Genomic DNA, 13,271 nt, shown 5'->3' with positions numbered 1-13,271 from the left:
ATTCAGGATGTAGAGGTTGCCGAAGCGCTCGCCCGCCTGGTAGATCGTGTCGCCCGTGTGCACGACACGGCGCTGCGGCTTGAGCTGCTCGCAGAGAAGCTTCAGTGTGTCCATGGTGTTGCGGCCCGCGCACGCCTGGCCGCCGGCGGGCAGGGTCAGGCTCGGGGAAAGCTGCGCGGTGTTCGTGGGAGCGGTGTTGAGCATCGAGACTCCTTGGTGGTCTGTCGCGTTTCGATGAATCGACGTTAGGAAGCCCTCGAAAATGAAGTAACAACGGCCTGAATCCCGGGGTGACATTTGGTCAATGCAATGGGTCCGGCGTGTATCAGCGGCACATGGTGAGACCTCTGCCACATCGAAGCGGTCCGATGCCTTGACCTGCATCAAATGCAGTGCAGCCGGCATGCCTAACCTTGGCAAGTCACACATTGACCGTTGCCATGCCCCCTTCCAACATCGTCCGCAGCCCGGAGGTCGAACCACAGCTCTCGCCGCTGGGCGTGGCCAGCCTGCTCTCGCGGGCTCGTATCCTGCAGCGCGCGGCGCTTGGCGGGACCACTCGCCCGCTGCTGCGTGGCAAGAACCTGGGCCTGCTCTGCGAGGCACAGCCCGACGAAGCGCAAGCGCTGTTCCGCCGCGCTGCGGAAGAACTCGGCGCGCACGTGGCCGTGATGCGCTCGAGCCTGTCTCCCGCAAGCTCCCCTCAGGAAGTGCAGCACACCGCCCGCATGCTCGGCCGGCTCTACGAGGCTATGGAATGCCAGGGCGTGGACCCGGTACTCGTGCAGCGCATCGCGGAACATGCCGGCATCCCGGTGTTCGATGGCGCTGCCACGAGGGCCCATGCGGCCGACCGGCTTGCGGAGATGCTCGGGGACACGACCTCACGGGCCGACAACCGTCGCTTCATCCTCCAGGCAATGTTGCTGGAAGCCATCGGCTAAGCCGCGATGCCCGCCGCATTCGCGGTTGATCCAGCGCAATACGCTTCTGCTGCCTCCTTCCTACAGTGGATTCCACGGCCGCCACGGCTGAGCCAGGACGACCGGCTCCCATCCATTCACAGCAAGGAATCACTCATGAAGACCGATACCCAATTGCGCAACGACATCCAGGCCGAGCTGACCTGGGCCCCCGACGTCAAGTCCTCCGACATCGGCGTGATCGTCAAGGACGGCGTGGTCACACTCACCGGCCATCTCTCCAGCTACGCCGAAAAGTACGCGGTCGAGCGCGCCGCGCAGCGCGTGTACGGCGTGAAGGCGCTGGCGATCGAACTCACGGTGAAGCTGCCTTTCGACAACCAGCGCACCGACGCCGACATCGCCCTGGCGGCCGAACGCGCGCTCGAATGGAACGTGCTCGTGCCCGACGGCAAGATCCACCCGATGGTCGAGAAGGGCTGGCTCAGCCTCAGCGGCGAGGTCGAATGGGACTACCAGCGCAACGCCGCCGAGGTCACCGTGCGCAACCTGATGGGCGTGACCGGCGTGTCGAACCTCGTGAAGGTCAAGCCCAGGGTGAGCCCCGCCGACGTCGAGAAGAAGATCCACGAGGCGCTCTCGCGCCAGGCCGACCGCGAGGCCCGCAAGCTCTCCATCTCGGTGGACGGCTCGCTCGTCACGCTGCGCGGCACCGTCCACTCCTGGACCGAGCGCGATGCGGTACAAGGCGCCGCATGGGCCACGCCGGGCGTCACGGTGGTGGTGAACGACCTGCTCGTGGACGCCTGAGATGCGCGTCGCGCTCGTCACCGGCGGAACCTCGGGCATCGGGGCGGCCACGGCCGAGGCCCTGCAGGCGGCGGGCTACCGCGTGGCGGTGAACTTCGCGAACCGCGCGGAGGCCGCGCAGGCCTTCACCGCGCGCACCGGCATTCCGGCCTTCTGCTGGAACGTGGCGGATCACGCCGCCTGCCAGGCCGGTGTCGCGCACGTGGAGTCCGCGCTCGGCCCCATCGACGTGCTGGTCAACAACGCGGGCATCACGCGCGACACGATGCTGCACAAGATGAGCCTGGAGCAGTGGCGCGAGGTGCTCGACGTGAACCTGGGCGGCTGCTTCAGCATGTGCCGTGCCGTCATCGGCGGCATGCGTGAACGCCGCTTCGGCCGCATCGTGAACATGGGCTCGGTCAACGGCCTGTCCGGGCAGGCGGGTCAGGTGAATTACGCGGCTACGAAGGCTGGGCTCGTGGGCTTCACCAAGTCGCTCGCGCTGGAAGGCGCCTCGCGCAACATCACCGCCAACGTGGTGGCGCCGGGCTACACCGACACCCCCATGGTGGAGGCTGTCGCGCCCGAGACGATGGCGAGGATCCTGTCGGACATTCCGGCTGGCCGCCTCGCCACGCCCGCCGAGATCGCGCGCGGCGTGGTGTTTCTCGTCGCGGACGAGTCCGCGTTCATCAACGGCATCACGCTGTCGATCAACGGCGGCAAGTACATGGACTGAAGCGGCGACGCCCCTGCCTTCATCCTTTCCGGCGAGCCCGCCATGTACACCACGTCCCAGGCACGCTCCTTCGACCCCGCCGAACGGCTCGCGCCGACCATGCGCGCCATGGTGCTGAACGCGGCCCTGCTGCCGCTGGAGCTCGAGCGGCGCAACATTCCGCAGCCCGGCCCGGGCGAGCTGCGGCTGCGCGTGCTGGCATGCGCGGTCTGCCGCACCGACCTGCACGTGGTCGACGGGGAGCTGCCGCTGCCCGTGCTGCCCAAAGCGTTGTCCACACCGTAGCCAGCATCGGCCAGCACGCAGTGGTGCGGCGCGCCTTCATCCAGCAGCGTGCGCAATTGCCGCAGCGCGATCTGCGTCTTCGTGGCGAAGCGCACTTCGTCAGGAACGCCGGCCTTGCCACGGCGTTCAGGATCCGACGCCCAGTCCTCGGGCAACCGCCGCGCGCAGCACCCACGAGATGTGCGTCTCGACCAACTCGACGCGCGCCGGTCTCCCGCCGCAATGATTCGCGCAGTGCCTGCACCAATGTCGTGTCCATCTGCCTTGTTTCCGATTCAGCGACCACGAGAGTGAATGAAGAGGCGCCATGCCGCCCAGCAGCCCGGCAGCGCGGCCCACAACGCCCAGTGCGGCGGCAGCGTTGCCAGGCCGAACCATGCGCCGACGCCCGGCACGCCGGTCAGCAGGACCCAGACCCCGCAGACGCCCACCAGCAACGCATGGAACACCGCATTGGTGTGCGTGCGCCCCAAGCCGGCGCCACGGAACCACAGCAGCAGCAACAGGTTGCTGAGCACGATCGAGCCCAGGCTCGCCAGGCGCAGCACCTCCGCCGAAGCACCGCGCTCCCGGCAGACCCATTGCACCAGCGCCACGCCGGCAAACGCAAGCCCGCCGAGCGCCAGCGCACGGGCGGCCGAGGCCAGCGAGAACAGCGTGTCCTCCTTGCGGCGCGGCGGCACGTCCATGCTGTCGTCCGGCGCCGGCTCGGCCTCGAACACCAGCGAGCAGGCCGGGTCGATCAACAGCTCGAGCAGCACCACGTGCAGCGGCAGCAGCAGCACCGGGCCGCCCAGCACGACCGGAATCAGCGCCACGCCGACGATGGGCACGTGCACCGCAAACAGATAGCCCAGGGCCTTGCGCAGGTTGGTGAAGATGCGCCGGCCGGCGCGCACGGCGTCGACCAGGGAGGCGAAGTTGTCGTCCGTCAGCACCAGCGAGGCGGCCTCGCGCGCGACGTCCGTGCCGCGCTGGCCCATCGCGACGCCGATGTCGGCCGCCTTGAGCGCGGGCGCGTCGTTGACGCCGTCGCCCGTCATCGCGACGACCTCGCCGCGCTGCTGCAGGGCCTGCACGATGCGCAGCTTCTGCGCCGGATCGACCCGCGCGAACACCTGCACCTCGCGCACGCAATCCCGCAGCGCATCGTCGTCCATGCCGGCCAGCGCCGCTCCGGTCATCACATGCGTCGTGCCGCCATCGACGAGCCTGGCCTGCCGCGCGATCGACCGCGCCGTGAGGGCGGCATCGCCGGTGATCATCACCACGCGCACGCCCGCGCGCCGGCACGCCTGCACGGCAGCGGGCACCTCGTCGCGCAAGGGGTCCAGGAAGCCGAGCAGGCCCAGCGGCGCAAGCCGAAGACCCTCGGGCAGCGCGGCGTCGTCGCCGGCCGCGAGAGCGCGGCCCTCGGCCACCGCGAGCACGCGCAGGCCGGCGGCGCTCCAGCGGTCGGCCGCCTCGCGCAACTGCTGCATGAGCGCCCCATCGGCTTCGCAAAGACCGAGCACGGCCTCCGCCGCGCCCTTGACCACCACCGCCTGGCCGGGCACGCCGGGCGCGTGCCACCAATGCACCACGTAGGGCGAGCCCTCGCGGATTCCCCGGCGCACACCGGGCACCCAGGCCGGATCGGCGCGCAGGCCCGCAGCCTCGGCGGCCGCGCGCACGGCCCGATCCATCGGTTCGACGCCCTCCGCGTTGCTGGCGCGGACCGCAGCCTGCAGTAGGCGATGGAAGCGCTGCGCCGCAGGCTCACCCGCTTCGCGCAACTCGCATTCGCCGGCACCGTCGTGCAGGGCCGCCAGCGCCATGCGGTTTCGCGTCAACGTGCCGGTCTTGTCCACGCACAGCACGGTGATGGTGCCGAGCGCCTCGATGGCCTGGGGCTGGCGGGTGAGCACGTTCGACTTGGCAAGACGCCAGGCGCCGAGCGCCAGCATCACGCTCCAGACGACGGCAAACTCCTCGGGGATCAGCGCCATCGCCAGCGTCAGGCCGACCAGCAGACCCTGGGTCCAGGAGCCCTCCCGCAGCGCGAACACGGCGGCCGCGGCCAGGCAGGTGAAGGCCGCGAGCCAGGCCACCCGCCGCACCAGCAGCTTCAACTCGTCCTGCAGCCGGCTGGCGCGCGGCGCGAGTTGCGCGATGGACCGATGGATGGCGCCCAGTGCCGTGTGGGCGCCCGTGCCGGTCACCTCGGCCACGCCGTCGCCGCGCACCACCAGGCTGCCCGCGAGGAGCGCGTCCGCCCGGCCTTCGCCGTCGCCATCCGGGCTGCCGGGATGCTTGGCCAGCGGCATCGACTCGCCGGTGAGCAAGGACTCATCGACCTGCAGCCCGACGGCCTCGACCAGCCGCGCGTCAGCGGACAGGCGGTCGCCTTCATTCACCAGCAGGCAGTCGCCGCGCACGAGTTCACGGCTCGCGATCCGAACGGGGCGCCCCTGCCGCACGACGGTGCAGCGCGGGCTGGACAGGTCCTTCAGCGTCTCGAGGACCCGCTCGGTGCGCTGCTCCTGGTAGATCGACAGCCCGCCCACCAGCAGCACCGACACCGCGAGCATGCCGGCCTCGCCCAGATCGCCGAGCATGGCATAGAGCGCCGCGGCGGCCAGCAGCAGCATGAACATCGGCTGCGTCAGCGCGCCCCAGGCGATGCGGACCAGGCCCTTGCGGGAAACGGAGGGCAGGACATTCGGGCCGTCGCGGCGCAGGCGCTGCGCGGCTTCGGCATCGGTCAGGCCCTGGAGCGGTTGGTCGCGCACGGACGTCTTCCTTCGGTTGCTTGGGGCCGAGCCTGGCGCCGGATGGCAGGACCGATGCGCCCCAAGGGCTGCGCAGCCGAGCCTCGGCGCCCGCCGCCTCAATGCGCCATCAGGACCGGCACGGTCATCTGTGCGAGGATCTGCCGCGTGACGCCGCCCAGCACCCGTTCGCGAAACCGCGAATGGCCGTAGCCGCCCATCACGAGCAGGTCGGCACCGAGATTGGAGATGCGCGACAGCAGTGCGTCCGCGATGTCGATCTCGGTCACCTCCCGCTCCGACCTCGCCTGGATGCCGTGCCGCTGCAGGAATTGGATCATCTCCGGAATGAGAAGCCGCTGTTCGTCGCCCTCTTCGCCCGGATGCCGATACGAGACCAGCGTCACGCGCGATGCCCCCAGCAGCGCCGGCAAGGCCGTATGGATGGCGATGGCGGACTCCCGCGAACCGTCCCAGGTGACCACGACGTTCTTCGCGGGGGCGCTGAAGTTCCCGGCGCAAGGCACGATCAGCAGCGGGCGCCCGGCTTCCATCAGCACCTGCTGCACCAGGCCGTGCACGGTGGTGTCCATCGCATCCGATTCGTCGTCCTGGCCGAGCACCACGAGATCGCTTGCGCGGCCGTGTCGGACAACGGCGTCGACCGTCGCCCCATCGACGAGGCGAACCTCGTATGACAAGTAGCCCGACGCATGGATGCCTTCCCTGAATTCCCGGCTGATGGCCTCAGCGCGCAGCCGCAGGTGGCTGGCCGCATCGGCGATGTAGTCGGTCATGCCCGTGGCGATGGCATCGATCGGAATCACGCCGTCGTACAGGCCCGTGGGCACCAGCCCGACCAGGTGGCCTTCATGGGCCTTCGCCCACTGCGCCGCCAGCGCGGAGCGCGCCGCGCTGCGGTCGGAGCGGTCCAGGTGAACGAGGATGGTTCTGAAGTTCATGGGGCAGCCTGCTCGGTGATGCGCGGCGCCCGGCGCGGAATATGGGCGGTGCGCGAATCTTCGGGCGCGCGTTGCGCGGGCACCTTGATGCCGATCAAGTCAGCGCCGGATCACGCATTTGTCGTACAGGTGCGGGGCCCGGCGGGGTCGTAGCGGCATCGAAGCCCTACGCCTCATGATCACCTTGAGCGCATGTGTCTCGGCGGCTTCGAGCCCGCATGGACGATTGGGGAGGTATGCCATCTCCGGCATGCGCCTTCGCTGCCAATACGCCACATCAACGAACTCCGCGCCGCACGGCCGGGGGTCAAAGACCGGCTTCGCGCAGCCTCTGCACCAGATCGGCTTCTTTCTCGTGCCGGCGCACGGGCACCTGCCGACGGAACGCGGACAGACAGAGCAAGAGCATTTTCTTCATGTGATTCCTTGCGGTAGGCATTGGACTGGCGGATGGATCGCATCCGCATGCATGCAGGATGCCGCACGCGGATGCCGCGCGAGTTGACGAACATCAAACGCCTGCAATCGACCCGACGGTGTCCGTCTCCCCTTCTTCCCCGTGCGATGCGCCGTGGTCCTTCAGGGTGCCGATGAACATCAACAGCCGACAGAGCTTGTCGTGCGGGCTGTCGACCGAGCCACCGTACAGGCTCTGCACCACGTAGATGTCGGCGCCGCACGGGTCGGCCAGCGGACGCAGCTTGCGCTCGCCATCCTCGAACACGCGCTCCTCGTGCGGCGACAGCGCCACATTCAGCGCGTCGGCGAGCGACCACGCGAAGAGATGGGCCGCTTCAAGGGAGAACATGAGCATCGATTGCTCCTGGCGGCCATGTTCCGAAAGGCTAGGCTCGCGGCCGCTCATGCGTCCTGACATCGATCAAGCCCCAATGAGGTCCCATGTGGCCCGGACTTGCGCTGGATCAAACCTCACACTGAGAGTTGGCAGTACATTGAACGAACCGATGAATCAAGGGCAAAAGCCGGAGATTCAAAGCTGGCAATGGTGAATCCCCCTCGGGGGAGTTCATGGCGTCGTACTCCGACATCATGGGGATGAAGGCAACCCCAGACTGCCCAGGCGTCAAAGGGCCGGGCGGGGACCTTCGCCAAGCCCGCCATTCGCAAGAAGGGCGGGCTTCTTTTTTTGCCGAGGGCGAGAGCGGATCTCACTCGCGGCTGCGGCCCAGGTCAGCGAGCCCGCGCAGCCATTTCCCGCACTGCGCATCGCTCATGCCTTCGACCTGCCCGACCAGCGTTTCGTGGATCGGGGCCATGTCCGCGAAGCCGAGGATGCCCCCGCTCCAAAGCCTTCAGGCTGTGCGCGCGGTAGTATCAGCGCATTCACCGAGAGTTTGCGCTGGGTCAAGCGCGGGACATGATGTCCGCCATATGGTTGGCACCCTCCAACTCGTTGTTACCGCTCGACCGAAGATCGGTCCGTGCACCGAACATGCATGATTTCTGGCTCGGTTTTCAGTTGCTCCTACTGCTCGGGGCGGCCAACAACGCGCCCATCGCAGCCAAGCGGATGCTTGGCGCCCGGTGGTCCAGCCCGCTGGATGGAGGCCTCAGGCTACGTGACGGGCGACCGCTCCTGGGGCCGTCGAAAACCGTAAGAGGCGTGGTTGCATCCGTTGCCACGTGCACGCTGTGTGCGTGGCTTTTCGGCTCTGCGCCCGGGATCGGCGCCCTCATCGCGGCGGGTGCCATGGCCGGCGATGCGCTTTCCAGTTTTGCCAAGCGGCGCCTGGCGATCGAACCGAGCGGGCGGGCGTTGGGGATCGACCAGATTCCGGAGTCGCTATTGCCATTGTTGGCGGTCCAATCCCTGCTGGGCCTGTCGTTCCTGCAGGTCGCCGCGATCACGGCCTCCTTCGTATTGCTGGAGATACCCTTGGCGCGGCTGGCGCATCGCCTCGGGCTGCGCGATCGGCCCTACTAAGAGCGGCTAACGAAACGGTGCGAGACGGCGAAGGCAGATGATGCACCAAGCCAGAGAGAGCAGTGCGACATGAGAAATCCCAGCCAACTCCTGGGCCGCGTCGCTTCTCAACTGCGCATCCGACTTCATGATCTTTCCTTTCGGCTCTGTTTCAACGGGGATACAGGACGCATGCGTACCTGCATGGGGGCCGCGCCTCGCGCCAGCTCCCCGACGCGTCCATCCTGCGGCGTCGCGACAAGTAGCGCTTGCGCAAGCGCAAAGTCGTCGGAACGGGATACAAACGCAAGCGTCTTCTATGCGAAGCGACGGATGCTCGGCAACGGCTCGTTCACGCCGGCGGATGGGCCGCTTGCTCCTGCTCGAGAAGGCGCTTTCGTTCCTCGACCCACCACGCGGGAGTATCTTCCCGCAGCAGTTCGGTCGTCGACGAGAAGGGATGAAAGCCATGCGCAATACACTTCGCGGCCTGGCCGTCCTGGCATGTCATCTCTGCCGAGGCACCGAGCCAGTCCGGTGGTAGCGGATGCAGAGCGAAAGGATTGTGGATCAGCACCGTGCCTTCGTTCCACTGTTCTCGCTGCGCACCCCGCTGGCCCACTTCGTAGGCATAGCATGCCGGCGTGGAAGCGTCCCCGTCTTCCGCAAGGCAAGCTCCATGGCGCAGCATCCTTGCTGCGCTGGCTGCGTGCTCTTCCTGTCCAAGTCGATTGAACTTCGCGATCGTGGCATCGTTGCAGAACAGGACGCCCGAGACATGCTCGGCGTCCTGATGGCCGAAGAAACCGTCCGGGAACAAATCGCCGAGTTCCTGCAACTGGCCGGGACCTCCGAAGAGGAAATGCAGGAGCGCAGATGGAGCGCCATGAGCCAGTCTGTGGTCGAAGTCCTGAATGGCGAAGACGAAGGGGTGGCCATCCGCATGAGGCGCACGCCAACGCTGCTGATGCAGCCGTCGAAAGAGAATTCCGCCCAAGCCGTGCGCTTGTGGCTCGGGGACGGCCAACCGTGGCGACGTAGCCTGGCCTTCGGCCCCGGTGACCGGCGTTCCGACAGTGAAGGCGTCAACGGCAGCCGTCGTGCTGGCCTTTGCCAGCAAGAAGGCAGGGGCCTCATGCTTGAGATCGATTCGATGGCCTGCGGCCTTGAACAGCGCAAAAAGGAAGAGCTCAAAGAGGGCATCATCGAAATCCCTCCCCTGCAGATACGCGAAGTAGTCGGGCCGCATGTCGCGAATTTCACTACCGTGCAGTTCGCTCACCAGTCCGCGCGCGGGCGCAAACTCGGCCCGATCGCGGAGCAAGCGAAATCGCGGATGCAACTCTGCTTCGGATCGCACCGTCTGCTTGAACAGGTCGTGCGCGGCATCTGCCATGGCGCAGCCAGTGCCGGGGCGAGTTTTCGAGTCGAGAACCATGGATTCCTTTCGACCATTCCCTTGGCGCAAGGGCACGCTTGCCGTCACTCTAGGCGAGCGAGGGCGGCAGTCGATTGCGGCAGATCAAGGCGCAAGCCGACAGGTCTCGGCGCCGGACTGCACCGGCAATCGCCCTTCGCGCCCCCCGGACCCATCAAGGGCGAAAGCCGGAGATTTGAAGGTGATAGCGAGGAATCCCCTTCGGGGGAGTTCATGGTGTCGTCCCGACACCGTGGAGATGAAGGCAACCTCAGACTGCCCAGGCCTCAAAGGGCGGGTGGGGACCTTCACCAAGCTCGCCATCCGCAAGGATGGCGGGCTTTTCTTGTGTCGAGGGCGGGAGCGAATCTCACTCACCCCCTGCGGCCCAGGAAGGTCCGCTCTCCATGCCAATCCGGTGAGCGGCCTGGTCAACAGCTTGCGCGCGCTGATGCTGGTAGGGGGCGGAGTTGATCGAGCGCAACCCCTCGCCGGGAGCTGCGCCCTAGGCTTCGATATCCGTTCCTTTTCTTCTTCTTGTTGGAGCCGCCATGAAAACCCAATGGATCGTCGTCGCCAATGCCGCATCGGCGCGCATTTTCCGCCGTGAATCGTCCAAGGCGCCCCTCGCGCCGGTCGCGGCATTCACCCACGAGGAAAGCCGCCTGCATTCAAGCGCCCTGGGCACCGACCGCCCCGGCAGCCAGGCGGCCGACAACAGCCAGGGCCTGAACCATTTCGAACCGCGCAGCGACCCGCATCGCAAGGAACATCAGCGCTTCGCGAAGGAGATCGCCCGGCGGCTCGACGAAGGCTTGAAGGCCGGCGCGTTCGGCACGCTCACCGTCTTCGCATCCGATCCCTTCATGGGCGAACTGAAGGCCGAGTTGAGCGAAGCGGTCAGCCAGCGGCTGCAGGCCGCGCACAACACCGACCTCTCCCACGTCGGCATCGCGGAGCTGGAGCGCCGCATCTGCGACGCGCAATCCACCGCGCTGTGACGCCATGAACTCGACCGCAAGCCCAGCGCCCGCGCAGGCGCTCGACGTCGGCCACTGGCATTGCGAGTTGCAGGCCCGCCCCGTGAGCGCGGTCTTCCAGCCCGTGGCCATCTGCCGGTTCGCACAGGGAGAGCCGGTGCAACTGCCCCCGGACACGGAACCGTACGCCACGCAGGCGGAGGCGCTTCGCCACGCTCAGCAGCAGGCCGTGAGGTACATGCGCCAACGGTAAGGCGGGCGGGCAGCGGGCCGGTCAGGGCTTCGCATGGCCGACTGTCTGCGCGAGCGCGATGCGATGCGTGGCCGGAAGGCCGAGCGCCTGTGCGAGCTGTTTCCGATCGATCATGGCCCGAACGACCGTGGCCAGGCCCGCGGCCGCGCAATGCAGGTACACGTTCTGCGCGATGCAGCCCGCGTCGGCGCCTGCGAGAAACGGCCGGTCCTTGGCATCGACTTCGGTCATGCGCCCCAGATCGGCCACATAGACCAGGTTGAGCGGCGCGGTCCCGACGAAGTCCTGCAGGCCCGTGTGCGCGCGCAGGTCACCCACCCTGATCAGAAACAGCCGATGCGTGCGCGGCTCGTATCGATAGGTGCCTGCGGCCAGGACCGCATAGATGTCGATCTCCTTCCAATTGTGCGCGGAAGGCGCGGTGCGTCCGCCTTGCTGCTCGCGATTGACGCCACAGGCCGCCCAGAGCAGCGCTGACAGCGCCGCGAGCGACAGCCCGTCGGGCAGGAAGGCCCGCGTGCTGCAGCGCCGTTCGAGGGCCTGGTCAAGCGACATCGACGTGGGCGCCGGTGACGGCAGGGCCATGGATTCGCCGACGGTGTCGAGCAGGAAGGTTGTCATGCCAAGACCTCAGAAGTTGACGACGCGCGCCAGCACGTCTCCGCTACCGAATGAATCTCCGGCAGCCACGCAAATCTGTTCGAGCACGCCATCGTGCGGCGCTTCGACATTCACATTCTGTTGCACCAACACTGCCCTGGCGAGCACCTGGCCCGCATGGACGCGATCACCTTCGCACGCCAGCCAGCTTTCGATGAAAGCTGCGTCGCCGGCCTCCAGCGACTCCCAGCGTGCGGGGTCCAGGATGACTTCACTCATGGTGGCTCTCTCCTTCGAGGTTCGGGAGTCGCGAGCATGGCTGCGGTACAGTGCGGGAGCCTTGACCTGGCTCAACATTCACACGGCCGGCTCAGCGCCGCCCGAGCCGTGACGGCCGAGCGGCTCCGGGCGGTCAGCTCGCGGCGCATCGCGTACATCGTGGCCAGCGGCTGCGATGCACGCAACGCCCGCGCCAGCTGCTGGTGTCGCGAATCACCGAGCAGGCCCTCGTCCTTGCCGAGCCAGGGGCTGGGCACCCTGCTCTTCGAGCGCCTGATCGAACATGCGCGCCGCCGCGGCATCGGGCGCCTGGTCGGCTTCGTGCTGCGCGAGAACACGCGCATGCTGAAGCTCTCGGCCGCCATGGGCTTCAGGGCCGATCCGTCGGAGCCGCCGGCCTCGGGCCTGCGGCGAATGGTGATAGACCTGTTGCCTTCAGCAATCCCGACGTGATCGTCGGCGTGAAGCCGTAGTAGCGCTCGTTCAGGTAGCGCGCGACCTCCACGATGTCCTCGTCGCGCCAGCCGAGCGAGGCGGCCTGCTGCCAGCGGCGGACCTGTTCCTCGAGGCTGTTCCAGTCGGTGGCCAGTCTCCTGCTGCGCCAATGCATCTGCGTGCTGTGGCAGGCGATGCAGTTCGTGTTGTAGAGCAGCTCGCCGCGCGACTGGGCCTGGGCCGCTCCCCCCTGCAGGGCCATGACAGCCAGCACGGCCGCCGTCAGCCGGAACAGCCCCGGCGCGCGCCGCTTGAGGCTGCATCGATGGTCGTCCAGAGGGGGTTGGATCGGGCGCATGTTCATCTCCTGTTCGACCGCACGCGGTGAAGACGCCATCGTCCGCGCGGCGGCAGCGCGCTCGCTTGATCCAGCGCAACGGATGCGGCGCTGCGGATGCCTAGAGTGGCAATCCCATCATTCCCTTCACGGAGCGTCCCGCATGAACACCGCACCTTCTCGCTTCGATCGCATCGAAAACCTCTTTCCCGACGTGCTGCGCCGCTGGGCACGGCCGATGCAGTTGCTCGACGACACCGAGCTGCCGGCCGACATCCGCGTGGACGTCTGCGAAAACGACAAGGAATACCTCGTCACCGCGGAGATTCCCGGTGCGAAGAAAGAGGACGTGCGCGTATCGGTCGACGGCAGCTACGTCTCGATCTCCGCCGAGATCAAGAAGGACCAGGAGCAGAAGCACGGCCGCTCCATCGTCAGGGAGACCTACCGCGGCAGCGTGTCGCGCGGCTTCTCGCTGGCCAGCGAGGTGGACGACAAGGGCGCTGTGGCCAAGCTCGAGGACGGCGTGCTGCGCCTGACGCTGCCCAAGCGCGAAGGCGGCGCCCATCACGTCCTGAAGATCGAATAACCGCGA

16 protein-coding genes and 2 pseudogenes are annotated in these 13,271 nt (G+C 67.3%); 9 read left to right on the top strand and 9 right to left on the bottom strand.

Annotated elements, in window-relative coordinates; genetic code table 11:
• Positions 1-204, bottom strand: a pseudogene (locus tag ASD05_RS26390) (Crp/Fnr family transcriptional regulator); the annotation flags it as partial.
• A gap of 236 nt (positions 205-440) precedes the next feature.
• On the opposite strand from ASD05_RS26390, the gene ASD05_RS26385 reads away from it, so the two are divergent.
• The 4 genes from ASD05_RS26385 (at position 441) to ASD05_RS26370 (ending at position 2,739) form a co-directional block, all read left to right on the top strand.
• Complete coding sequence (locus tag ASD05_RS26385; protein ID WP_056598754.1) at positions 441-944, top strand: ornithine carbamoyltransferase; 504 nt, start codon at positions 441-443, stop codon at positions 942-944.
• Positions 945-1,079: 135 nt separating this feature from the next.
• Positions 1,080-1,733: a BON domain-containing protein gene (locus tag ASD05_RS26380; protein WP_056598751.1), complete on the top strand. Its 654-nt coding sequence runs from the start codon at positions 1,080-1,082 to the stop codon at positions 1,731-1,733.
• A gap of 1 nt (position 1,734) precedes the next feature.
• A complete protein-coding gene (gene phbB / locus ASD05_RS26375) occupies positions 1,735-2,454 on the top strand; it encodes an acetoacetyl-CoA reductase (RefSeq protein WP_056598748.1) in 720 nt (239 codons plus the stop codon).
• A gap of 42 nt (positions 2,455-2,496) precedes the next feature.
• Positions 2,497-2,739 carry a hypothetical protein gene (locus ASD05_RS26370; RefSeq protein ID WP_056598745.1) on the top strand — a complete coding sequence of 81 codons (243 nt, stop codon included), beginning with the start codon at positions 2,497-2,499 and terminating at the stop codon, positions 2,737-2,739.
• Here ASD05_RS26370 and ASD05_RS29830 read toward each other — a convergent pair.
• The 4 genes and pseudogenes from ASD05_RS29830 to ASD05_RS26355 form a co-directional block, all read right to left on the bottom strand.
• Positions 2,706-2,894, bottom strand: a pseudogene (locus ASD05_RS29830) (transposase); the annotation flags it as partial. The gene ASD05_RS26370 and the pseudogene ASD05_RS29830 sit on opposite strands and share 34 nt — an antisense overlap.
• A 120-nt stretch (positions 2,895-3,014) precedes the next feature.
• On the bottom strand, positions 3,015-5,510 hold the full coding sequence (locus ASD05_RS26365) for a cation-translocating P-type ATPase (RefSeq protein WP_056598741.1): 2,496 nt from the start codon (positions 5,508-5,510) through the stop codon (positions 3,015-3,017).
• A 98-nt stretch (positions 5,511-5,608) separates the two neighbouring features.
• A complete protein-coding gene (locus ASD05_RS26360; RefSeq protein ID WP_056598738.1) occupies positions 5,609-6,451 on the bottom strand; it encodes a universal stress protein in 843 nt (280 codons plus the stop codon).
• A 511-nt stretch (positions 6,452-6,962) separates the two neighbouring features.
• Positions 6,963-7,265: a ribose-phosphate pyrophosphokinase-like domain-containing protein gene (locus ASD05_RS26355; RefSeq protein ID WP_056598735.1), complete on the bottom strand. Its 303-nt coding sequence runs from the start codon at positions 7,263-7,265 to the stop codon at positions 6,963-6,965.
• Between the two features lie 639 nt (positions 7,266-7,904).
• Between ASD05_RS26355 and ASD05_RS26350 the strand changes: the two genes are divergently transcribed.
• The gene (locus ASD05_RS26350; RefSeq protein WP_056598844.1) at positions 7,905-8,396 is read left to right on the top strand and encodes a CDP-archaeol synthase; all 492 of its coding nucleotides are present in this window, start codon (positions 7,905-7,907) and stop codon (positions 8,394-8,396) included.
• Positions 8,397-8,727: 331 nt separating this feature from the next.
• On the opposite strand, the gene ASD05_RS26345 is transcribed toward ASD05_RS26350, so the two are convergent.
• Entirely contained in the window at positions 8,728-9,771 is a 1,044-nt protein-coding gene (locus ASD05_RS26345; RefSeq protein WP_235508103.1) for a hypothetical protein, read from the bottom strand.
• 572 nt (positions 9,772-10,343) lie between these two features.
• Between ASD05_RS26345 and ASD05_RS26340 the strand changes: the two genes are divergently transcribed.
• A complete protein-coding gene (locus ASD05_RS26340) occupies positions 10,344-10,793 on the top strand; it encodes a host attachment protein (RefSeq protein WP_056598729.1) in 450 nt (149 codons plus the stop codon).
• Positions 10,794-10,797: 4 nt separating this feature from the next.
• A complete protein-coding gene (locus ASD05_RS26335; RefSeq protein ID WP_056598726.1) occupies positions 10,798-11,025 on the top strand; it encodes a hypothetical protein in 228 nt (75 codons plus the stop codon).
• A 21-nt stretch (positions 11,026-11,046) separates the two neighbouring features.
• Here the strand turns inward: ASD05_RS26335 and ASD05_RS26330 are convergent, their stop codons facing one another.
• Positions 11,047-11,646, bottom strand: a complete 600-nt coding sequence (locus ASD05_RS26330; RefSeq protein ID WP_056598723.1) for a SagB/ThcOx family dehydrogenase — start codon at positions 11,644-11,646, stop codon at positions 11,047-11,049.
• A 9-nt stretch (positions 11,647-11,655) separates the two neighbouring features.
• A complete protein-coding gene (locus ASD05_RS26325) occupies positions 11,656-11,904 on the bottom strand; it encodes a biotin/lipoyl-containing protein (RefSeq protein ID WP_056598720.1) in 249 nt (82 codons plus the stop codon).
• 36 nt (positions 11,905-11,940) lie between these two features.
• On the opposite strand from ASD05_RS26325, the gene ASD05_RS30870 reads away from it, so the two are divergent.
• The gene (locus ASD05_RS30870) at positions 11,941-12,357 is read left to right on the top strand and encodes a GNAT family N-acetyltransferase (RefSeq protein WP_235508102.1); all 417 of its coding nucleotides are present in this window, start codon (positions 11,941-11,943) and stop codon (positions 12,355-12,357) included.
• Here the strand turns inward: ASD05_RS30870 and ASD05_RS26315 are convergent.
• On the bottom strand, positions 12,275-12,697 hold the full coding sequence (locus tag ASD05_RS26315; RefSeq protein ID WP_157610293.1) for a cytochrome c: 423 nt from the start codon (positions 12,695-12,697) through the stop codon (positions 12,275-12,277). The genes ASD05_RS30870 and ASD05_RS26315 overlap by 83 nt on opposite strands.
• Before the next feature lie 142 nt (positions 12,698-12,839).
• On the opposite strand from ASD05_RS26315, the gene ASD05_RS26310 reads away from it, so the two are divergent.
• Positions 12,840-13,265 (top strand): Hsp20/alpha crystallin family protein, encoded by a 426-nt coding sequence (locus ASD05_RS26310; protein ID WP_056598714.1) that lies wholly within the window; start codon positions 12,840-12,842, stop codon positions 13,263-13,265.
• Positions 13,266-13,271: the final 6 nt, after the last annotated feature.

The organism is Variovorax sp. Root434, assembly GCF_001426595.1.
Classification (GTDB): Bacteria; Pseudomonadota; Gammaproteobacteria; order Burkholderiales; family Burkholderiaceae_C; genus Variovorax.
This window is presented reverse-complemented; position numbering and strand designations above follow the sequence as displayed.